A 21,236-nucleotide genomic window follows, 5' to 3' on the forward strand; every position below is an offset into this window, starting at 1 on the left:
GGTCTCCCGGACCGGGGGGACCGTCCGGCCTCCGGCCGGTACAACCTCTGCTACGTCAACGCCTTCCAGGCCCAGCCCGACGCGCTGGACTGGTGGGAGCAGCACCATCCCCGTCTGCTGCTGCGGACGGGTGACGGCGGCAGGAGCTGGCGCGACGTCTCCCCGCCGGACGCCGACGGGCTGGAGTTCCGGGACATCGAGACCTTCGGCACGCGCGGCGCCGTGGTACTGGCGATCGGCCAGGGCGAGGCCTCACGGATCCTGCGTACCGACGACGGCGGGGCGCACTGGACCGAGACGTTCCGCAACGACGACCCGGCGGCCTTCTACAACTGCGTCACCTTCTTCGACCACCGCCACGGGCTGACCGTCGGAGACCCGGTGAACGGCCGGTTCCGGATGCTGGCCACCGAGGACGGCGGGCGCCACTGGCGAGTGCTGCCCGCGGGCGGAATGCCCGCCGCGCTCCCGGGCGAGGCCAACTTCGCGGCGAGCGGCCAGTGTCTGACCAGCGCCGGCGGGCGCCACGCCTGGTTCGCCACCGGCGGCGCCGAGACCTCGCGGGTCTTCCGCACCCGCGACCGGGGACGCCACTGGAGAGCCGCACCGGCGCCCGTACCGGCCGCCGAGCCCGCGCGCGGCCTCTTCGCCCTCGCCTTCCGCGACCCCGCGCACGGGCTGGCCGTCGGCGGCGACTACCAGCCGGGCGAGCCCTCGCCGACGGCCTCGGCCGTGACGCGGGACGCGGGGGCCCACTGGCGGGCCGGCGCCCGTCCCGTGCCCGCCTACCGCTCCGGTGTCAGCTGGCTGCCCCGTACCGGACGCGCCGCGCTGGCGGTCGGGCCCACCGGCTCCGACCTCACCCTCGACGGAGGCCGGACCTGGCACACGTTCGACACCGGCTCCTACGACACCGTGGACTGTCCGCCCGACGCGGTACCGGGTGGGGCGCCGGACATGGCGCGGGGCGCGGGCTGTTGGGCCGCTGGTGAGCGGGGCCGGGTCGCCCGGCTGGAGACCGGACGGTAACCCTCCCGCTGCCCCGCGCGGGCCGCACCGTCCGCGCCGGTCGTATCGGTCGTATCGGCCGCACGCGCCAGTAATCGGCCGGCGCCGGTCGTATCGTCTCCGCACCGACCGCACCGACCGCACCGACCGCACCGACCGCACCGACCTCGCGCCGTCCGCGACCGGCCGGCCCGGTGGGTGCCGGGGCCGGTCGGCCTACGTCTCGCGGGGCTGCCGTGGCACGTCAGCACTGTTCGAACACGTACCCCGACTGGCCCCGGGGCCTGACGTCCATGTCGCGGCGCACGACGGACAACCGATCTCCCCACTTCCGGCAGGCGGCGGCCATTCCCTTGGTGTCGTACTCCACGTCCAGCACCCGGTCGTCGTAGGCCCTCGCGTACTGTCCGCACTCGTCGTACCGCCCGCACTGCTCCGTCACCGCGAAGTCGAACCCGGTCGCCGACCGCTTGTTCAGCAGTTCCGCCGCGTTCTTCTGGCCGGCGGCCAGCCCCTTCTGGTGCGCACGCCGGGTCAGCAGCGCCGCGAACTTCACGTTGTCGGCGTGGTCGAGACGGCCGCCGGAGCGCTCGGCGGAGTCGAGGTTGTCGAGCTCGACGGCCTGGAACCCCTTCTCCGCGCAGCCGTCGATCCAGCCGCCGACGATGCGGGCCAGCGCCGCGCGGCGTGCCGCTGTCGAGGTGTCGAACAGCGCCTCGTCCCACTCGCGGTCCATCACCGGCTTGCCGCCCCCGGTCCGCAGCAGCAGACGGGGATGGTGCTGCTCCCACCAGTCCAGCGCGTCGGGCTGGGCCTGGAAGGCGTTGACGTAGCAGAGGTTGTACCGGCCGGAGGCCGGACGGTCCCCCCGGTCCCGGGAGACCACGCGCACACCGTCCGCAGGCCGGTAGCCGCCGCCGATCTGGTAGTCGAACCCCGCGTGCTTCGGCGGCTGCCGCACCTGCTTCCCCGCCGAGTCCCGGTCGTGCTCCGGCCCGGAGCCGGACGACGTGGAGCCGCACCCGGCGACGGCCGCCGCCACCACGGCGAGCACGGCGGCGGTCCGCGCGAACCGGCGTCCGCGAGTGCGGCCGTGCGGACGGCCGCAAGCACGGTCGTACTCGCGACCGGGGGTACGGCCGTGTGCACGGGTGCGCGTACGGGCTCCGGCGGCGGTCGGAACGAGGGGTTTCATGGGGGGTGCTCCTGACTTCACTTCGGGGAGGGACAGAGGGAGGGCGAGGGATGGGCGGGGCGGCGGAGCGGGAGCGGTCCCTCGGTGACGCCGGCTCCCGCCCCGGTGCTGCGGAGGGTCATCTGCCCCCGTCCTCGTCCGGGTCCGGCTCCGCCCGCACCACTCGCAGACCCTGCTCCTCGAACTCCCGCCGCGCGGCGTCCGGGATGCCGCTGTCCGTGAGGAAGGTGTCGAAGGTCTCGGGGCCGCCGATCCGGGCGAAGCACCGGACCCCGACCTTCGAGGAGTCCGTGACCACGACGGCCCGCTCGGCCCGCTGGGCCATCAGCCCGTTGATCCGTCCCTCCGCCTCGTCGTGGACGGTCGCCCCCGTCCTCGGGTCCATGCCGTTGGCCCCGATGAAGGCGATGTCCACCGTGATCTCGCCGAGCACCAACTCGCTGTAGGGGCCAGTCAGTTCGAATGTCCTCGAATGGGCCACCCCGCCCGTCAGTACCGTTTTGACCTGCGGCCGCACCGCGAGTTCGTAGGCGATGTTCAGCGCGTTGGTGACGATCGTCAGCTGGGGCTGCGGGCCCGGCTCGGCCAGGTCCGCACGGGTCACCAGTTCGCGGGCGATCTCCGTGGTCGTCGTCCCGCCGCTCAGCCCGACCACGCTGCCCCGCTCCACCATCGCGGCAGCGGCACGGGCCAGTGACTGCTTCGCGCCCGCGTGGTGTCCGCGCTTGTAGCGGATCGGCAGATCGTAGGTCACCGCGCTGAGCACCGCACCGCCCCGCGTACGGGTCAGCAACTGCTGCTCGGCGAGCGCGTCCATGTCGCGCCGCATCGTGGCGGCCGAGACCTCCAGGGCGGTGGCGGCCTCCTCGACCTCCAGACTGCCGCGCTCACCGAGCAGCTCCAGCAGTGCGTTCATCCGCTCATGGCGCTTCACCTGGCGTCGTCCCCTTCTCCCGCCCCTCGCCCGCGAGTACCTCCAGCAGGCGTCCCGCTTCGCTCCGCACCGCGTCCCGCGCCGGTGCCACGTACTTGCGCGAGTCGATGAGCGCGGGATCGGCTTCCAGTACCTTACGCACGCCTTGGGTGAAGACCGACACGAGATGCGTCGAAATGTTGATCTTGGTCATTCCCGCCGCGATCGCCGCCCGCAGCTCGTCGTCCGGTACGCCGGAGGAGCCGTGCAGCACCAGCGGTACCGGCAGTTTCTCCCGCAACCGCCGGACCAGCTCCAGGTCCAGCTTCGCCGTACGCTCCCGCATCGCGTGCGAGGAGCCGACGGCGACGGCCAGCGCGTCCACCCCGGTGGCCGCCACGAACGCCAGCGCCTCGTCCGGATCGGTCCGCACCCCGGGCGCGTGCACCCCGTCCTTGCCGCCCACCTCGCCCAGCTCGGCCTCGACGAAGACTCCACGGTCGTGGCACCAGGAGGTGAGCCGGGCCGTCGTCTCCACGTTCTGGGCGTACGGCAGCGTCGAGGCGTCGATCATCACCGAGCCGACACCCGCCGCGACACCCTGGTGCACCAGGTCGGCGTCGGTGATGTGGTCCAGATGCACCGAGACGTTCGCCCGCGCCCCCTCCGCCAGGGCGAGGGTGGCCCGGGTGAGGGGAAGCAGGCTGCCGTGGTAGCGCACGCAGTTCTCGCTGATCTGGAGGATGAGCGGAATCCCCGTGGCGTCGGCGGCGGCGACCAGCGCCTCGGCGGTCTCCAGATGGACCACGTTGAACGCGGCGGCGCCGGTGCCGGCCGCGCGGGCCTCGGCGACGATCGAGCCGGTGGGTACGAGAGGCATCGGAGCTCCTTGGGGAACGAGCGGACGCGGGGGACGAGGTGGGGTTTCCCGGGATGGTGGGGTCGGGGCGGTGGCACGAGGGGTGGTGACGGTGGGCGGTGGGCGGTGGTCCGGAACCGGGTGGTCACGGACCGGGCGGTTCGGGGCGGCGGCCCCTGGGGTCTGGGACGGGTGGGCTGTGGCGGATCGCGGGACGGGCGGGCCGTAGCGAGAGTCCGGGACGGGCAGGCCGTGGGGTTGGGCGTGCAGCTTGCGTGTGCGGGCCGGGTTCCGGGCGTACCGCGAGACGCGACCCCGGGGGAGGGGGAGGTTCGTCGGCATACTGGCCGGTCGGTTTGCCGAACACCACCCCCCCGGACGGGCCGCACGGCAGCGAGGCGCCAAGCCGCAACGGCACGGTGCCGGAACAACAGCCCGGGCCCCGGCCGAGCCGGCCGAACCGGAGCGAGCCGCCCTAACTGGCCCCGTCGGCCGAACCAGCCAAACCAGCTGAACCAGCCGAACCGGCTGAACCCAGCCGAATCGCGGTGGCGCAGACCGTCTCCCCGCGTGAGCTCCCTTCCACCAGAACCCTCGCAGGACCGAAGTCAACCCCTCCCCTCACGCCTGGCGGCAGCGTCAGCCGTCCAGCATCACCGAGCGGGTGAGGCTCCGGGGGTTGTCCGGGTCGAGGCCCCTGGCCCGTGCCCGCTCCAGCGCGACCCGGTGCACCAGCACGAGGTCGGCAAGAGGATCACGCGCGTGGCGCACGAACCGGGCGCCGGTCGCGGTGACGTCGCCCTCCAGCCCCTCCGGTGCCTCTCCGAACAACCAGGTGACGCGTCCGGGGGCGGCAATGGCTATGGGGCCGTGCCGGTACTCCATGGCGGGGTAGGACTCGGTCCAGCTCTGGGACGCCTCCCGCATCTTCAGTGCCGCCTCGTTGGCCAGACCGAAGGTCCAGCCCGTGCCGAGGAAGCTGAACTGCTCGGCCTCCACCCACTCCCTCGCCAGCGGGCAGGACAGCGCCTCCTCCGCGTCGCTCACCGCACGCGCCAGATCCTCACCCAGGTGGGCGCGCAGCAGAGCCAGGGCGGAGGTGGCGAACCGGGTCTGCACCACGGACTTCTCGTCGGCGAACGGCAGCGCGACGGTCTCGTCCGAGAGGGAGGTCGCAGGGGTGTCCGGGTCACCGAGCACCGTGACGGTGGGGATGCGGCCCCGAACCGTCTCCAGTACCCGCAGCACCTCCGTGGTGGTGCCGGAGCGGGTGATCGCGATCACGGCGTCGTATCCGCGCGCCTCGCCGAGGAAGGACTCCGAGGCGGCGAAGGCGTCCGTCACGCCCAGCCCGGCGCCCTCCCGCAGCGCCGCGTAGGACTGCGCCATGAACCACGAGGTGCCGCAGCCGACGACGGCCACGCGGGCGCCCGCCGCCGGGAGCGGAGTGTCCGCGGCGCCGATCTTCGCCGCGGCGCGCCAGGTCTCCGGCTGGCTGCGCAACTCCTGCTCCATGTATGACGTCTCGCCCATGCGCGGGCACCCCCTCCTGGGAAACCGGGCCCGCCGACGGCGGCCCCGGAACGGTCGGTCGATGCGTAAAGTTGCGTGAAATCTCGAACTTTCACGCAACTTTACGCAGACTCGGGGATGCTGTCCATCCCGCCCCCGGGTGAACGCCCCTGACCTGCCCGGGCGCTGCCTCTGGGGCGCGCTGCCTCTGCGGTGAGGTGCCCCTCCGGCCGGAGGTGCCCCTCCGGCCGAGGCGCCCCTCCGGCGCGGCGCCCCCGCGGGGTCACCGCTAGGAGACCCTCCGCGTCTCCACGTGGAAGCACCCGAACTCCACGGCCCGTACGTGCACCGCCGCCACCCGCGGATCCGCGTACAGCCGGACCAGCCCCTCCTCGATGCTCGGGGTGTCCGCCCGTCCCTGGTCCAGCAGCAGTCCGCCGAGAATGCGTCCCTCGGCGGAGTAGGCGCGCAGTGCGCGCCGCTCGCCGCGCATCGCCTCGGGGTAGGCGCCGTCCGGGGCGCCGGCCCATCCGCCGCAGTCCTGCGGGTGGATGAAGACGGGACCTGTCTCGTCGTAGGGGCCGGGGTCGGCTCCGGTCTCCCGCGCCCAGCGGCGCAGCGGCGCGTACGAGACGAGGGCGAGGGTCTCGTGCGGCTTGCTCCGCTCCAGGCAGCAGCGCAGCGGGGTCCCGCCCTCGGTGTCCATCCGCGTACGGGGCGCGGCTCCCGCGTCGTCCCGAACGCGCAGTTCGGCCAGTGTTGTGGGCGCGAGGGCCCGGATCTCGTAGGGAGGTGTCATGACCTCGAGCGTCGTTCCGTGAGGCCCCGACCGCTGGCGGTATCCGGACGTGGCTCTCATCCGCTGTCCCGACGTACGGCCTACGGCCTACGACGTGCGACGCGTTTCCCCGTCCCCCGGCCCCGTCCCCCGGCCCCGTCCCCCCGTCCCCCGGCCCCGGCCTCCCGCCTCCGGTGCGCCGGGATACCGCCGGGGCCGCGCCCCGCAGGGTCTTGTGGAACGGAAACCCTGTCCATAGCATCACCGGTGTTACATCAGTTGTGTCACAGACTCGCGAGATCCACAGCCACGGACAGCCGCGGACGCGAACACAGCCACAGTCACGGCCGCGGTCACGGCCGCGGTCACGGCCGCAGTGCCGGGGGAGGGGGCTCTCGATGGCTGGAGCGGAGGAGCAGGCCCGGGGTCCGCTGGCCGGGGTGCGCGTCGTGGAGCTGGCCGGGATCGGCCCCGGCCCGTTCGCCGCGATGACGCTCGCCGACCTGGGCGCCGACGTGGTCCGCGTGGACCGCCCCGGCGGCGCCGCCCTCGGCATCCCGCCCGACCGGGACGTCACCAACCGCAACAAGCGCTCCGTCCTGGTCGACCTCAAGCAGCCCGCGGGTGTCGAGACGGCCCTCGCCCTCGTGGAACGCGCCGACGTGCTCATCGAGGGCTTCCGTCCCGGGGTGGCCGAACGCCTCGGTGTCGGGCCCGAGGTGTGCCTGGCCCGCAACCCGCGGCTGGTGTACGGCCGGATGACCGGCTGGGGCCAGGACGGTCCGCTCGCCCGGCGGGCGGGGCATGACATCGGGTACATCGCCGTCACCGGTGCCCTCGGGATGACGGGACCCGCCGAGGGGCCGCCCGTCGCGCCCGCCAACCTGCTGGGCGACTACGCGGGCGGCTCCCTCTACCTCGTCATCGGCGTCCTGGCCGCGCTGCACCACGCCCGCGCGCGCGAGGGGGCGGGACAGGTGGTGGACGCGGCGATCGTGGACGGCACCAGCCATCTGACGGCGATGATCCAGGGCATGCTGGCTGCGGGCGGCTGGCAGGACCGCCGTGCGGCCAACCTGCTGGACGGCGGCTGCCCGTTCTACGGCACGTACGCCACCTCGGACGGGGGTTTCATGGCCGTCGGCGCCCTGGAGCCGCAGTTCTACGCGGAGTTCGTGCGGCTGCTCGGCATCGCCGACGAGGCGCCGCCCCGCGAGGACCTCGCCGCGTGGGAGGAGTTGCGCCGGCTCATCGCCGCGCGGTTCGCCTCCCGTACGCGTGCCGAGTGGACGGCCGTCTTCCAGGACACCGACGCCTGCGTGGCCCCGGTGCTCTCCCTCACCGAGGCGCCCGGGCACCCCCAGCTGGCGGCGCGCGGCACCTACGTGGAGCACGGCGGTATCACCCAGCCCGCTCCGGCCCCCCGGTTCTCCGCGACGCCCACGCGGGTCACCTCGGGGCCGGCGCTGCCGGGAGCCCACGCGGCCGAGGTCGCCCGCGACTGGGGCATCGCCTCCCTCGCCCCGGATCCCGGCACCGCCCCGCGGCCTGGCCCGGCCACCGTCCCCGACCCCGGTCCGCCCCGGGCCGCCACCGGAACGCCCGAAGGAGACCAGCCCACGTCATGAAGCGACGCATCCTCACCGAGGGCCACGAGGCGTTCCGGCTGACCGTCCGCACGTTCCTCGCCCAGCAGGTCGAGCCGTACTACGCGCAGTGGGAGCGGGACGGCATCGTCTCCCGCGAGGCGTGGCGGGCGGCCGGGCAGGGGCTGCTCGGGACGGCCGTGCCCCAGGAGTACGGCGGCGGGGGAGAGCCCGACTTCCGCTACGCCGTGGTGCTCGCCGAGGAGTTCACCCGCGCGGGCGCCCCGGGCCTGGCCATCGGGCTGCACAACGACATCGTCGGCCCGTATCCGACCTCGCTCGCCACGCCGGAGCAGAAGCGGCGCCGGCTGCCCGGGTTCTGCACGGGGGAGACGATCACCGCCATCGCCATGACCGGGTCCGGCGCCGGCTCCGACCTCCAGGGCATCCGCACCGCAGCCCAGGACAAGGACGACCACTGGCTGCCGAACGGTTCGAAGACGTTCATCTCCAACGGCATCCTGGCCGATCTCGTCGTCGTGGCCAGGACGACGCCCGAGGGCGGGGCGCACGGGCTGAGTCCGCTGGTCGTCGAACGGGGCATGGCGGGCTTCGAACGGGGCCGCAATCCCGACAAGATCGGCCAGAAGGCGCAGGACACCGCCGAGCTGTTCTTCCACGACGTCCGCGTCCCCAAGGAGAACCTGCTCGGCGAGCTGAACGGCGCGTTCGCGCATTTGACGGCCCATCTCGCGCAGGAGCGCATGGCCATCGCGGTCGCCGGGATCACCGCAGCGGAGCACCTGCTGGAGCTGACCACGGCGTACGTCGACGAGCGCACCGCGTTCGGCCGTCCGCTCGCCAAGCTGCAGCACATCCGTTTCGAGATCGCGGAGATGGCGACCGAGTGCGCCGTCACCCGCGCCTTCCTCGACCGCTGCATCGAGGAGCACACCGCGGGGGAGCTGGACGCGGTGCACGCCTCCATGGCCAAGTGGTGGGCGACAGAGCTGCAGAAGCGCGTCGCCGACCGGTGCCTCCTGCTGCACGGCGGGTACGGCTACACGAACGAGTACCCGGTGGCGAAGGCGTTCACCGACGGCCGTACCCAGACCATCTACGGCGGAACCACCGAGATCATGAAGGAGATCATCGGCAGGTCCCCGCTGAACTGAGCCCTCCCGGGCCGGCCGGGGCGGGGCCCTCCCGGCTCGGAATCGTCCCTCCCGCGCACACCCGCTCAAGCCCTCGCACCGACGAACCCCCTCGCACCGACGAACCCCTCGCACCGACGAACCCCTCGCACCCACGAACCCCTCGCACCGACGAAAGGCACCCCTCGTGAGCACAGAAGCGTTCGTGTACGAGGCCCTCCGCACCCCGCGCGGGCGCGGCAAGGCCAACGGCGCCCTGCACGGCACCAAACCCGTCGACCTGGTGGTCGGCCTCATCGACGAGATGCGCCGCCGCCTGCCCGGCCTCGACCCGCGGGCGATCGACGACATCGTGCTCGGTGTCGTCGGGCCGGTCGGCGACCAGGGGTCGGACATCGCCAAGATCGCCGCCCTCGCCGCGGGGCTGCCCGACACCGTCGCCGGCGTCCAGGAGAACCGCTTCTGCGCCTCCGGTCTGGAGGCCGTCAACATGGCGGCGGCCAAGGTCCGGTCCGGCTGGGAGGATTTCGTGCTGGCCGGCGGCGTGGAGTCCATGTCGCGGGTGCCGATGGGCTCGGACGGCGGGGCCTGGTTCAACGACCCGATGACGAGCTTCGAGACCGGTTTCGTCCCGCAGGGCATCGGCGCCGACCTCATCGCCACCGTCGAGGGCTTCAGCCGCCGCGACGTGGACGAGTACGCGGCCCGCTCCCAGGAACTGGCCGCGCACGCCTGGAAGGAGGGCCGCTTCGCGCGTTCCGTCGTGCCGGTGCGGGACCGCAACGGGCTCACCGTTCTCGACCACGACGAGCACATGCGCCCCGGTACCACCGCCGAGACCCTGGCGGGCCTCAAGCCGTCGTTCGCCGCCATCGGCGACATGGGCGGGTTCGACGCCGTCGCGCTGCAGAAGTACCACTGGATCGAGAAGATCGACCATGTGCACCACGCGGGCAACTCCTCGGGCATCGTGGACGGTTCGGCGCTGGTGGCCGTCGGCAGCGAGGAGGCCGGCAGGCGCTACGGGCTGACGCCCCGGGCGCGGATCCTCTCGGCGGCCGTGTCGGGGGCCGACCCGACGATCATGCTGACCGGGCCGGCGCCCGCCTGCCGCAAGGCGCTCGCCAAGGCCGGGCTGACGGTGGACGACATCGCTGTCGCGGAGATGAACGAGGCGTTCGCCGCTGTGGTCCTGCGGTTCGTGAAGGACATGGGCATCCCGCTGGAGAAGGTGAACGTCAACGGCGGCGCCATCGCCATGGGGCATCCGCTCGGCGCCACCGGGGCGATGCTGCTGGGCACGTGCATCGACGAGCTGGAGCGGACGGATCAGCGCTACGGGCTGGTCACGCTGTGCGTGGGGGGTGGCATGGGCATCGCCACCGTTGTCGAGCGGGTGTAGGCGCGGCCGTCGCCGTCCCTCCCGGCCCGCGGCCGGGAGGCGCCCGAGGATCCACGCCGCCCATGCCGCCCGCCGTCGCGGCGGGAGAGAGAAGGAGACCGACCCATGCCCGAGGCCACCGGGACCACCGCATCCACCACCATCCGCTGGGACAGGGACGACGCCGGGATCGTCACGCTGACCTTCGACGATCCCGACCAGTCGGCCAACACCATGAACGCCGCCTTCCAGTCCTCCCTCACCGCCGTCGCCGACCGGCTGGAGGCCGAGAAGGACGAGGTGCGGGGCGTCATCATGACGTCCGCGAAGAAGACGTTCTTCGCCGGCGGCGATCTGCGCCTCCTCATCCGGGCGCGCCCCGAGAACGCGCGGGAGGTCTTCGACAGCGGTATGCGCATCAAGCGCGATCTGCGTCGCATCGAGACCCTCGGCGTGCCCGTCGTGGCCGCCGTCAACGGCGCGGCCCTCGGCGGGGGGCTGGAGATCGCGCTGGCGTGCCACCACCGGATCGCCCTGGACGTGCGCGGCTCGAAGATCGGCTGCCCGGAGGCCACGCTCGGCCTGCTTCCCGCGGGCGGCGGCGTCACCCGTACGGTGCGGCTGCTCGGCATCACCGACGCGCTGCTGAACGTGCTGCTCCAGGGCCGGCAGTACCACCCCGCCCAGGCCAAGGAGATCGGCCTCGTCCACGAGGTCGTGCGGACGCCCGAGGAGATGTTCGCGGCGGCGCGTGCCTTCATCGACGCCAACCCCTCCTCCCAGCAGCCCTGGGACGTCGAGGGCTACACGATCCCCGGCGGGACGCCCGCGCACCCGAAGTTCGCGGAGAACCTGCCGGCCTTCCCCGCGAACCTCAAGAAGCAGACGGGCGGCGCCCCTTACCCGGCGCAGCGCAACATCGTGGCCGCCGCCGTCGAGGGCGCGCAGGTCGACTTCGAGACCGCCCAGGTGATCGAGGCCCGCTACTTCGTGGAGCTGGCCTGCGGACAGATCTCCACCAACATGATCCAGGCGTTCTTCTTCGACCTCCAGGCCGTCAACGCGGGCCGCAGCAGGCCGGACGGCGTCGCGGAGCGGAAGGTCGGTAAGGTCGCCGTGCTGGGCGCGGGCATGATGGGGGCCGGGATCGCCTACGCCTGCGCCAGGGCGGGCATCGACGTCGTGCTCAAGGACGTCAGCCGGGAGGCGGCCGAGAAGGGCAAGGCGTACTCGGCTCGGCTGCTGGAGAAGGCGCTCGCGCGGGGGCGGACGACCCAGGAGAAGCGGGACGCCCTGCTGGCGCGCATCACCCCCACCGCCGACCCGCGGGACGTGGCCGGCTGCGACGCCGTGATCGAGGCCGTGTTCGAGGACCCGGCGCTCAAGCACCAGGTGTTCCAGGAGATCCAGCACCTCGTCGCGCCCGACGCGCTGCTGTGCTCCAACACCTCCACGCTGCCGATCACGGGGCTCGCCGAGGGGGTCGAGCGGCAGCGGGACTTCATCGGGCTGCACTTCTTCTCACCCGTCGACAAGATGCCCCTGGTCGAGATCGTCAAGGGCCGCCGGACCGGTGACGAGGCGCTGGCCCGCGCCTTCGACCTGGTACGCCAGATCCGCAAGACGCCCATCGTCGTCAACGACTCGCGCGGCTTCTTCACCTCGCGGGTCATCGGCCACTTCCTCAACGAGGGGGTGGCGCTGCTCGCCGAGGGCGTGGACCCGGCCACCGTCGAACAGGCCGCCGCGCAGGCCGGCTACCCGGCCAAAGTGCTCTCCCTGATGGACGAGCTGACCCTCACCCTGCCGCGCAGGATCCGCGACGAGACGCGGCAGGCCCTGCGCGCCGAGGGCAAGGACCTGCCCCCGCACCCGGCGGACACGGTGCTCGACCGGATGGTCGAGGAGTTCGGCCGTACCGGACGCAGCGGGGGCGCCGGGTTCTACGACTACGACGAGAACGGCAGGCGCGCGGGTCTGTGGCCCGGGCTGCGCGAGCACTTCACCAAGGAGGGCGGCACCGGCATCCCCTTCGCGGACATGAAGGAGCGGATGCTCTTCGCCGAGGCCCTCGACACCGTGCGGCTGCTGGAGGAGGGGGTGCTCACCACGGTGGCCGACGCCAACATCGGCTCCCTCATGGGCATCGGCTTCCCGGCCTGGACGGGCGGCGTCCTCCAGTACATCAACGGCTACGAGGGCGGGCTGCCCGGCTTCGTCGCCCGCGCCAGGGAGTTGGGCGAGCGCTACGGGGAGCGGTTCGCCGTCCCGGCGCTGCTGGAGGAGAAGGCGGCGAAGGGGGAGACGTTCACCGACTGACCGGTCGGATGCGAGAACGGGCACCCCTCCGGGCCCCGCGTCACTCCGCCGCGGGGCCCGCGCCCGGCCGGGGCGCGCTCTCCTGCGGGAAGGCGTGGCGCAGTTCCTCCTTCATCGACCGCTGGAACGTGGTCACCAGTGCCTGCACCACCATGGGCTGCATGTGCGCGGACAGCGCCTTCATCCGCTCCCGCCGCTCCGGCTCCGGCTCCCGCTCCCGGTAGGGGTCCCACACCTCCTGCTTGAACAGCCGGCTCAGCTCCCGTGCCGCCGAGCGGGTGTGCTTCAGCATCACCTCGCGCGCCGCCAGGATGGCCTCCTGCGAGATCGGCACGTCCAGCAGCCGTACGCCCAGCTGCACCAGCGCCGGATCGACGCGGAAGACCTCCGGGTCCTCGGTGCGGGCGATCACGCTCATGGCCTCCAGGCGCTCCAGGTCGTCGTCGGTCAGCTCCCGTCCGACGCGCCCCTCCAGTTGCCCGCGTGTCGTCTCGTCCACCGTGTCCGGCATCCAGGAGGCGACCACCGCCCGGTGGATGGCCAGGTCGTGCGCGCTGATGTCGTCCGGGAGGCGTTGCAGATAGCGCTCGATGGCGGCCAGTGTCATGCCCTGGTTCTGCAGCTCTTCTATGAGCGCCAGCCGGGAGAGGTGCTCGGGCCCGTAGTGGCCGACCCGGCGGGGACCGATCGTGGGCGGGGGCAGCAGGCCCCGGGTGCTGTAGAAGCGGATCGTGCGGACGGTCACGCCCGCGCGGGCCGCGAGCTGGTCCACGGTGAGCCGGTCGGTGGGCTCCTGGGCCGTTCCGTCCTGTCGCGCCATTGGCCGAGCCCCTCTCACCGCCGCACCGCGCGGGTGCGGTCCCCGCCGATCTCGTTCAACAGTATTGCTGTCTCACCACTCCTGTGAAACGTTCGGAAGGCCCAGGCCCCGGAGGCGGCATGACGACGATCCTGCGACTGCCCGGCGAGAACCCCTCCGAGCTGACTCTCGCGGACCTCTTGCTGCGCAACGCGGAGGACCACGGCCGCCTCCCCGCCCTCACCTGGTACGCCGAGGACGGTGCGGCCACCACCCTCACCTGGTCACAGGCGAGGCGGCGGGTCGCCGAGGTGGCCGCCGGACTCGCCGGGCTGGGAGTCACGGCGGGCGAGCACGTACTGCTCCTGATGGGCAACCGCCCCGAGCACTGGCTGACCGATCTGGCCCTCGTCCACCTGGGTGCCGTCCCCGTCTCCGTGTATCCCACGGCGGCACCGGGCCAGATCGCCCACATCGCGGGCCACTCACGGGCCCGCCTCGCGGTGGTCGGCGGCTCCCAGGAGCGCGCCCGCGTCGAACCCCTGGTGGCGCGGGGAGGCAGGGGAGCGGCGGGCGGGCTGCGGCGGCTGGTCGTGGCCGACGACGGCGCCGCGGGCCCGCACACCGCGTGGAGCACCCTGCCGCGCCCGTACGAGCCGGCCGCCTTCGAGGAGAGCCGGCGGCGGGTGCGCGCGGGCGACCCGGTGACCGTCGTCTACACCTCCGGGACGACCGGCGACCCCAAGGGCGTGGTGATCAGCCACCGCAACGTGGTGAGCAACGGGCTCGCGCTCGACCGGGTCACCGCGCTGCCCGACCACGCGGACCACCTCTGCTACCTGCCCTTCGCCCATATCGCCGAGCGCATGCTCGGCATCTACCTGCCGGTCCTGCGCGCCTCCCACGTCCACCTGTGCGCCGATCCCGCGCGGGTGGCCGAGCTGGCCCGGCGGCTGCACCCGGCGGAGTTCTTCGGCGTCCCGAGGATCTGGGAGAAGCTCGCCGCCTCGGTGCGCGCCGCCCTCGACGAGCTGCCGGCCGACAGGCGGGCCGCCGTCGAGGCCGCGGGCGAGGTCGCGCGGGCCCATGCGCGCTGCCGTGAGCGGGGCGGGACGCCGCCGCCGTCGCTGGCCGAACGGTACGCGCGGGCCCGGCGCGAGGTGCTGGAGCCGCTGCTGGCCCGTGCGGGCCTCGACCGGCTGGTCTGGACGGCCAGCGCCTCGGCGCCCATGCCGCCCGGCGTACTGGACTTCTGGGCGGGCCTCGGGCTGGTGGTCATGGACGCGTGGGGGCTGACCGAGACCACCGGGGCCTTCACCCTCAACGGGCCGGACGCCTTCCGCCTCGGGTCCGTCGGACGGCCGCTGGAGGGCGGGGAGGTCCGCACGGCGGCGGACGGCGAGATCGAGGTGCGCGGCCCCACCGTCTTCGAGGGCTATCTGCGCGCGGACGGCTCGGTCGAGCCCGGCACCGACGAGGAGGGCTGGTTCGCCACCGGCGACATCGGCCGGATCGACGAGGACGGCTTCCTGTGGCTGACCGGCCGCAAGAAGGACATGATCGTCACCTCCACGGGCAAGAACGTCTCGCCGGCCCTGGTGGAGAACGCCCTCAAGGAGCACCCGCTGATCGGACAGGCGTATGTGCACGGGGACGGCCGCCCCTACCTGGTCGCCCTCCTCGTCCTGGACGCCCAGGCGGCACCCGCGTGGGCGGCCCGCAACGGGGTCGAGGCGCCCTGGGACGAGCTGGCCGGGCACCCGGCCGTGCGCGCCGAGGCGGACCGGGCCGTCGCCGCCGCCAACGCCCGGCTCAGCCGCCCCGAACAGGTCAGGCGCTACCGGCTCCTGTCGCGTGAATGGAGCCCGGAGACAGGCGAGTTGACCCCCTCCCTCAAGGTCCGGCGACGGGTGATCCAGGATGCCTACCGACGGGTTATCCAGGGACTTTACGAAGATCACGTGTGAGATAAACCCTGGTGTGATCTACCTCACCGCGTAAAAGGCCCCCGCAGGGTTAGGTGACGCCTTGGTCCGCAGCCGTGATCACGGCGGCCGTAGGCCCGGCAGAGCCCGTTATCCAGAGTGAGTTGGATCAACTGTGAGCAACGACGTCGTCCAGGACGCCCTCCCGCCACAACCCGGTGGGGGCGACCGGGTCGCAGCGCCGTCCCCGCACGGGGCGGCCAAGGACGCCGGTGATACCGGCTACAGCAAGGACCTCAAAGCCCGCCACATCAACATGATCGCCATCGGCGGGGCGATCGGCACCGGACTCTTCCTGGGTGCCGGCGGCCGCCTCGCCTCGGCGGGCCCCGCGCTCGCCATCGCCTACGCGGTCTGCGGCCTGTTCGCCTTCTTCGTCGTCAAGGCGCTCGGCGAGCTGGTGCTGCACCGGCCCTCCTCGGGCTCCTTCGTCTCGTACGCCCGGGAGTTCCTGGGTGAGAAGGGCGCCTACGTCGCCGGCTGGATGTACTTCCTCAACTGGTCGACGACCGGCATCGCGGACATCACCGCCATCGCGCTCTACACCCACTACTGGAGCTTCTTCACCGACATCCCGCAGTGGGTGCTCGCGCTGATCGCCCTCGCGGTGGTGCTGGCGATCAACATGATCTCCGTGAAGATCTTCGGCGAGCTGGAGTTCTGGTTCGCCGTGATCAAGGTGGCGGCGCTGGTGGTCTTCATGGTCATCGGCATCGTGCTGCTGGCCACCCAGCACCCGGTGGACGGCTCCGCGCCCGGCATCGGCAACCTCACCGACCACGGGGGGATCTTCCCCGAGGGGCTGATGCCCGTGGTCATCGTCATGCAGGGTGTCGTCTTCGCGTACTCCTGCGTCGAGCTGGTGGGTGTCACGGCGGGTGAGACCGCCGAACCGCACAAGGTTGTTCCCAAGGCCGTGAACGCCATCATGTGGCGCGTCGGCTTCTTCTACGTCGGCTCCGTGGTGCTGCTGGCGCTGCTGCTGCCCTGGAACCAGTACAAGGACGGGCAGAGCCCGTTCGTGACCGTGCTGTCCAAGCTGGGCGTCGACGGCGCCGGTGACGTGATGAACCTCGTCGTGCTGACCGCCGCCATGTCGAGCCTGAACTCCGGCCTGTACTCCACCGGCCGCATCCTGCGGTCCATGGCGATGGCCGGGTCCGCGCCGAAGTTCACCGCCCGGATGAACTCCAGCCAGGTGCCCTACGGCGGCATCCTGCTGACCTCGGCCGTGTGCGTCGTCGGCGTCGGCCTCAACTACGTGGTGCCCGGCCAGGCGTTCGAGATCGTGCTGAACATTGCCGCGCTCGGCATCATCAGCACCTGGTGCACGATCATGCTCTGCCACTGGGTGTTCGTACGCCGCGCCAAGGCCGGGCTCGTGGAGCGCCCGGGCTTCCGGCTGCCCTTCTCGCCGGTCACCGAGTGGGTGACGATCGCCTTCCTGCTCGGCGTCGTCGCCCTCATGTGGAACGACCCCGAGGTCGGGCGGCGCACGGTGATGCTCATCCCGCTGATCGCCGTCGCGCTGGTGGTCGGCTGGTACGCGGTGCGCCGCCGCGTCCAGGCCGCCGCCGCGGAACGGGGACCGGTGCGGAAGTAGAACCTCCGGTCCTCGGACGCCGGACGGGCTGCTCTCAGTCCGTCCGGCGTCCGAGGACGAGCGGAACGACCGGAAGTCGTCCGAGGGATTCCCCAGGAGACTCCGAGGGGTTCCCCAGGAGGCGGAGCCCTCAGCGCAGCCGCACGGGCAGCTCGTACAGCTCGTTCTGGGTGACCGCCGGCTTGTTGCGCAGCTCGGACGCGGGGACCGCGAGCGACAGCGCGGGGAAGCGCTCGAAGAGGGCGGGGAGGGCCACCAGGGCCTCCAGCCGGGACAGGGGCGCCCCCGGGCACACGTGCGGGCCGTGCCCGAAGGACAGGTGCCGCGTCGGGGTGCGGCTGACATCGAAGCGCTCGGCGTCGGGCCCGTGCTGGCGCTCGTCCCGGCCGATGGCGCCGTAGGCGATGATCACCGCGTCGCCCCGCGCGATGCGGGTGCCGCCGGCCTCGATGTCCTCGGTGGCGAACCGGATCAGCACGTGCGTGGTGGGCGCGTCCCAGCGCAGCGTCTCCTCGATGGCCGCCTCCCAGCTCACCTCGCCCGAGCGGACGAGGGCGAGCTGCCCGGGGTGGGTGAGCAGGGCCCGCACCGCGTTCACGATGAGACTGATGGTGGTCTCATGGCCCGCGGTGATCAGCACCTGGACGGTGGCGACGATCTCCTCGTCGCTGAGCGAGTCGCCCTCCTCACCGGCCGCGATCAGCGCGCTGGTCAGGTCGTCGCCGGGACGGGCCCGCTTCCGTGCCACGATGCCGGTGAACAGCTCACCCAGCTCGGCGATGATGGCCTGGACCTCCTCGCCGGGCGTGACGCTGCTGAAGAAGCCGTCGTACAGGGTGCGCAGCCGCGGGATCTGCGTGGTGTCGACGCCCAGCAGGTCCCCGATCACGGCCATCGGCAGCGGGTAGGCGAAGGCGGACTTGAGGTCGACGCGGCCCTCGGCGTCGGCCTCGGCCGCGAGGCCGTCGAGCAGGTCCCGGGTGATCTCCTCGATTCGGGGCCGCATGGCGGCCACCCGCCGCGGGGTCAGCGCCTGCGCGGTCAGGGTCCGCAGCCTGCGGTGCTCGGGGCCGTCGAAGGTGAGCATGCTGGGGCCCGGGTCGGCCAGGCCGATCAGCGGCCAGGTCTCGGGGATCTCGCCGCGCTGCCAGGCGGCCCAGTGGTCGATGTTCTTGACGAGCCTGGTGTCGGTCAGCAGGCGGCGAGCCTCCGCGTGCCGGGTGACCGCCCACACCCGCACCCCGCCCGGGAGTTCGACGGGGGCGACCGGTCCCGCGGCCCGCAGCCGGGCGCCCTCGCCCGCCAGGTCGCGCACCAGCGGGTCGAGGGCGATCACCTCGTGGTCGTCGGTGGTTCCCGTGACGGGGCACGTCGTCATGTCATCCTCCTGCGGCGCTCGTCGGTGTCGGGGTGAAGCGGACCGGAAGCGAGGCGAGGCCGCGCAGGAACGGCGAGGGGCGCCACACCAGGGCCTGGGGGGCGATCGCCAGGTCCACGTCCGGCAGGCGGTCGAGCAGCACCTCGATGCCGGTACGGGCGATGCCCTCGGCGATGTCCTGTGCGGGGTAGGGGCAGCGGTGCTCGCCGTGCCCGAAGGAGAGGAAGGCGTTGTTGCCGCCGGTGAAGACGGTGCGGTCGGGCCGCACCTGCGGGTCTCCGTTGGCGGCGGCGAAGCTGAGCATCAGCAGGTCGCCCGCGCCGATGTGCCGGCCCGCCAGCTGGGTGTCGCGGGTGGCCCAGCGGCCGGCGATGTTCTGGCTGGGGGTGTCCTCCCACAGCACCTCGTTCATCGCCTCGGCGACGCTGTGCCGGCCGCCGGTGAAGGAGGCGGAGAAGCGGTCGTCGGTGAGCATGAGGCGCAGCGAGTTGCCGATCCAGTCGGCGGTCGGCTGGTGGCCCGCGACGATGTTCACCATCATGTCCTCGACGATCTCCTCGAAGGAGAAGCCTTCGGCGAAGTCGTGGTGCAGCATCCGGGAGGCCACCCCGGCGGCCGGGGCGGTGCGCCGGGAGGCCAGCAGCGCGCTCATCGCGGCCTTGACCCGGTCGCGGCCCTCCAGCGCCCCCTCGGCGCCGTCCACCAGCGCGTTGATGCTGGGCACCAGCGCGGCGCCGTCCTCGTCGGAGAAGCCGTAGAGCCGGGCCAGCACCAGTGCGGGCAGCACCTTGGCGTACTCGGCGATCAGGTCGCCCGAGCCCCGCCCGCAGATCTGGTCGATCAGGCGGTCGGCGTACCGTTCCGCGTGCTCGCGCAGTTCGAACGGGTCGACGGCGGCGAGCGCGTCGCTCACCAGGGCCGAGCGGCGCTGGTGCCGCTCGCCCACGGTGTAGAGGATCGACGGCTGCTTGCCGACCATCGGCAGCAGCGGCCAGTCGGCCGGGATGTTCGGCCACTGGTTCCACAGGCCCGAGTCGCGGCTGAAGAGCGCCGGGTCCGAGGTGACCTGGTGGAGTTCCCGGTAGCCGAGAACCAGCCAGCACGGCACGTCGCCGGGGAGGCTGACCGGGGCGATCGGGCCGTGCTGCTCGTACATGTCGCGGTAGAGCCGCGCGCGGTCGTCGTTCTGGAAGCGCGGGCCGAGCAGGGGCACGGGTTCCGCCGCGGTGTGCGCGGGGCAGCCGGGGGGCGGCGCGGGGGTGGTGCTGCGGTGCTGAGGGGTGGTCACGGGGTGTTCTCCCGGCGCGCGGTGGACAGGGCGTACAGGTGGTGGACGAGGGCGAGCAGCACGTCCTTGCTGGACTCGCGGGAGCGCGCGTCGCACTCGACGAGCGGGACGTCCTTGGGCAGGTCGAGCGCCTCGCGTACCTGTTCGGCGGTGTGCCGGGGGCCGCCGAAGTCGTTGCGCGCGACGATGAACGGCGTGCCGTGCGCCTCCAGCCGGTCGATGGCGTACCAGGAGTCCTCCAGCCGCCGGGTGTCCACCAGCACCACGGCGCCCAGGGTGCCGGTGAACAGCCGGTCCCACAGGAACCAGAACCGCTCCTGGCCCGGGGCGCCGAACAGGTACAGCACCGTCTCGTCGTTGAGGCTGATGCGCCCGAAGTCGAAGGCGATGGTGGTGGTCGTCTTGCCCTGCACGGCCGAGAGGTCGTCGACGCCCTCGCCCGCGCGGGTCATCGTCTCCTCGGTGTTCAGCGGGCGGATGTCGCTGACGGCGCGGACCATCGTCGTCTTGCCGACACCGAAGCCGCCGACGATCACGATTTTCAGCCCCTGCGCCGCCGTGCTGAGCAGCGGAGGGCGGGCCCCGGGGTCCGCGGTCGCCACCGGGTTCGCTTCAGAGGTTGCGGAGTCCAACGAGCACCTGCTTCAGGATGTCGGGGTCGGGCAGTGCGTCAGCGGTCGGCGCCCGGCGCGGGTGGCGGGCGGTGATCTTCCCCTGGGCGAGCAGGTCGCCCAGCAGGATGCGGACGACGCTCACCGGCAGCCCCAGATCGGAGGCCAGCTCCACGACCGCCGTGGGGAAGCGGCAGATGCGGAGGATCTGGGCGTGCTCCGACTGCATGCCGCGCACGGGGGCGCTCTCGCTGACCACGAGCGTCACCAGGTCGAAGGTCTCCGCCCCGGCCGTCGAGCGGCTGCGCCCACCGGTCACGGTGTACAGCCGGTCCGGGTCCTCGTCCCGGCCCGGCCGCGTCATGCCGTGCCGCCCCCGCGCCCGTCACCCGCGGCCTCCCGGCGCGGCGGGGCGCTGAGGTACTCGCTGAGCTGTTCGATCAGCTCGTTCATGTTGTGGCCGATCAGGCCGACGTCGGAGTCCTCCTCGGCGATGACGGCCAGGTGCGCGCCGTCACCCGCCTCCACGACGAACAGGATGCCGCCGTAGAACTCCGCCATCGCCTGCCGTACGCCGCCGTCGCCGTTGCCGAACTCCACGGAAGCGCCGTGCGACAGGCTCTGGATACCTGCCGAGATGGCGGCGAGCTGGTCGGCCTGGTCCACGGAGAGCTCCGGCGTGCGGCACAGCTTGAGGCCGTCCCGGGAGAGCACGAGGGCGTGCCGGGCACCGGGTGTGCGCTCCAGCAGACTCTCCAGCAGCCAGTCGAGCTTGCTGTCAGTGATCATTCGGTGTCGTCCTCCGAGAGGGAAGAGGAGCGGGCGGGGGAGGAGGCGGGATCCGTGGGGTGCCGGCCCGTGGTGTCG

At 72.7% G+C, this 21,236-nt stretch carries 18 protein-coding genes; 7 read left to right on the forward strand and 11 right to left on the reverse strand.

Going from position 1 to position 21,236, the window contains the following annotated elements:
- The coding region (locus FM076_RS27555; RefSeq protein WP_243274653.1) for a WD40/YVTN/BNR-like repeat-containing protein at positions 1-1,029 on the forward strand (1,029 nt) is incomplete at its 5' end.
- A gap of 223 nt (positions 1,030-1,252) precedes the next feature.
- On the opposite strand, the gene FM076_RS27560 is transcribed toward FM076_RS27555, so the two are convergent.
- The 5 genes from FM076_RS27560 to FM076_RS27580 form a co-directional block, all read right to left on the reverse strand.
- On the reverse strand, positions 1,253-2,203 hold the full coding sequence (locus FM076_RS27560; protein ID WP_173873572.1) for an endo alpha-1,4 polygalactosaminidase: 951 nt from the start codon (positions 2,201-2,203) through the stop codon (positions 1,253-1,255).
- 118 nt (positions 2,204-2,321) lie between these two features.
- Positions 2,322-3,137 carry a DeoR family transcriptional regulator gene (locus FM076_RS27565; RefSeq protein ID WP_173873573.1) on the reverse strand — a complete coding sequence of 272 codons (816 nt, stop codon included), beginning with the start codon at positions 3,135-3,137 and terminating at the stop codon, positions 2,322-2,324.
- The gene (locus tag FM076_RS27570; protein ID WP_173873574.1) at positions 3,124-3,996 is read right to left on the reverse strand and encodes a class II fructose-bisphosphate aldolase; all 873 of its coding nucleotides are present in this window, start codon (positions 3,994-3,996) and stop codon (positions 3,124-3,126) included. Before FM076_RS27570 ends, FM076_RS27565 begins: the two co-directional genes overlap by 14 nt.
- A gap of 618 nt (positions 3,997-4,614) precedes the next feature.
- On the reverse strand, positions 4,615-5,508 hold the full coding sequence (locus FM076_RS27575; RefSeq protein ID WP_173873575.1) for an SIS domain-containing protein: 894 nt from the start codon (positions 5,506-5,508) through the stop codon (positions 4,615-4,617).
- A 268-nt stretch (positions 5,509-5,776) separates the two neighbouring features.
- The gene (locus FM076_RS27580; RefSeq protein WP_173873576.1) at positions 5,777-6,286 is read right to left on the reverse strand and encodes a DUF1203 domain-containing protein; all 510 of its coding nucleotides are present in this window, start codon (positions 6,284-6,286) and stop codon (positions 5,777-5,779) included.
- A gap of 377 nt (positions 6,287-6,663) precedes the next feature.
- Between FM076_RS27580 and FM076_RS27585 the strand changes: the two genes are divergently transcribed.
- The 4 genes from FM076_RS27585 to FM076_RS27600 all read left to right on the forward strand — a co-directional run bounded on the left by FM076_RS27585 (position 6,664) and on the right by FM076_RS27600 (position 12,705).
- Positions 6,664-7,893: a CaiB/BaiF CoA transferase family protein gene (locus tag FM076_RS27585; RefSeq protein WP_173873577.1), complete on the forward strand. Its 1,230-nt coding sequence runs from the start codon at positions 6,664-6,666 to the stop codon at positions 7,891-7,893.
- Complete coding sequence (locus tag FM076_RS27590; RefSeq protein WP_173873578.1) at positions 7,890-9,026, forward strand: acyl-CoA dehydrogenase family protein; 1,137 nt, start codon at positions 7,890-7,892, stop codon at positions 9,024-9,026. The genes FM076_RS27585 and FM076_RS27590 overlap by 4 nt, the downstream gene beginning before the upstream one ends.
- A 166-nt stretch (positions 9,027-9,192) precedes the next feature.
- Positions 9,193-10,407 (forward strand): acetyl-CoA C-acetyltransferase, encoded by a 1,215-nt coding sequence (locus tag FM076_RS27595; protein WP_173873579.1) that lies wholly within the window; start codon positions 9,193-9,195, stop codon positions 10,405-10,407.
- Between the two features lie 105 nt (positions 10,408-10,512).
- Positions 10,513-12,705: a 3-hydroxyacyl-CoA dehydrogenase NAD-binding domain-containing protein gene (locus FM076_RS27600; protein WP_173873580.1), complete on the forward strand. Its 2,193-nt coding sequence runs from the start codon at positions 10,513-10,515 to the stop codon at positions 12,703-12,705.
- A gap of 40 nt (positions 12,706-12,745) precedes the next feature.
- Here the strand turns inward: FM076_RS27600 and FM076_RS27605 are convergent, their stop codons facing one another.
- Positions 12,746-13,525, reverse strand: a complete 780-nt coding sequence (locus FM076_RS27605; RefSeq protein WP_173873581.1) for a MerR family transcriptional regulator — start codon at positions 13,523-13,525, stop codon at positions 12,746-12,748.
- Positions 13,526-13,644: 119 nt separating this feature from the next.
- Between FM076_RS27605 and FM076_RS27610 the strand changes: the two genes are divergently transcribed.
- Positions 13,645-15,471, forward strand: a complete 1,827-nt coding sequence (locus FM076_RS27610) for an AMP-dependent synthetase/ligase (RefSeq protein WP_173873582.1) — start codon at positions 13,645-13,647, stop codon at positions 15,469-15,471.
- A 133-nt stretch (positions 15,472-15,604) separates the two neighbouring features.
- Positions 15,605-17,092, forward strand: coding sequence for an amino acid permease (locus FM076_RS27615; protein WP_173873583.1), 1,488 nt, complete (start codon positions 15,605-15,607; stop codon positions 17,090-17,092).
- Positions 17,093-17,222: 130 nt separating this feature from the next.
- On the opposite strand, the gene FM076_RS27620 is transcribed toward FM076_RS27615, so the two are convergent.
- Genes FM076_RS27620 through FM076_RS27640 form a run of 5 tightly spaced genes read right to left on the reverse strand, consistent with a single transcriptional unit; the run spans position 17,223 to position 21,158 of the window.
- On the reverse strand, positions 17,223-18,470 hold the full coding sequence (locus FM076_RS27620; RefSeq protein ID WP_173873584.1) for a cytochrome P450 family protein: 1,248 nt from the start codon (positions 18,468-18,470) through the stop codon (positions 17,223-17,225).
- A gap of 1 nt (position 18,471) precedes the next feature.
- Positions 18,472-19,758 (reverse strand): cytochrome P450, encoded by a 1,287-nt coding sequence (locus FM076_RS27625; protein ID WP_173873585.1) that lies wholly within the window; start codon positions 19,756-19,758, stop codon positions 18,472-18,474.
- On the reverse strand, positions 19,755-20,390 hold the full coding sequence (locus FM076_RS27630) for an ATP/GTP-binding protein (protein ID WP_173873586.1): 636 nt from the start codon (positions 20,388-20,390) through the stop codon (positions 19,755-19,757). Before FM076_RS27630 ends, FM076_RS27625 begins: the two co-directional genes overlap by 4 nt.
- Positions 20,371-20,733: a DUF742 domain-containing protein gene (locus tag FM076_RS27635; RefSeq protein WP_173873587.1), complete on the reverse strand. Its 363-nt coding sequence runs from the start codon at positions 20,731-20,733 to the stop codon at positions 20,371-20,373. Before FM076_RS27635 ends, FM076_RS27630 begins: the two co-directional genes overlap by 20 nt.
- Positions 20,730-21,158: a roadblock/LC7 domain-containing protein gene (locus tag FM076_RS27640; protein ID WP_173873588.1), complete on the reverse strand. Its 429-nt coding sequence runs from the start codon at positions 21,156-21,158 to the stop codon at positions 20,730-20,732. The genes FM076_RS27635 and FM076_RS27640 overlap by 4 nt, the downstream gene beginning before the upstream one ends.
- Positions 21,159-21,236: the final 78 nt, after the last annotated feature.

The organism is Streptomyces albus subsp. chlorinus (assembly GCF_013302895.1).
Taxonomy (GTDB): domain Bacteria; phylum Actinomycetota; class Actinomycetes; order Streptomycetales; family Streptomycetaceae; genus Streptomyces; species Streptomyces chlorinus.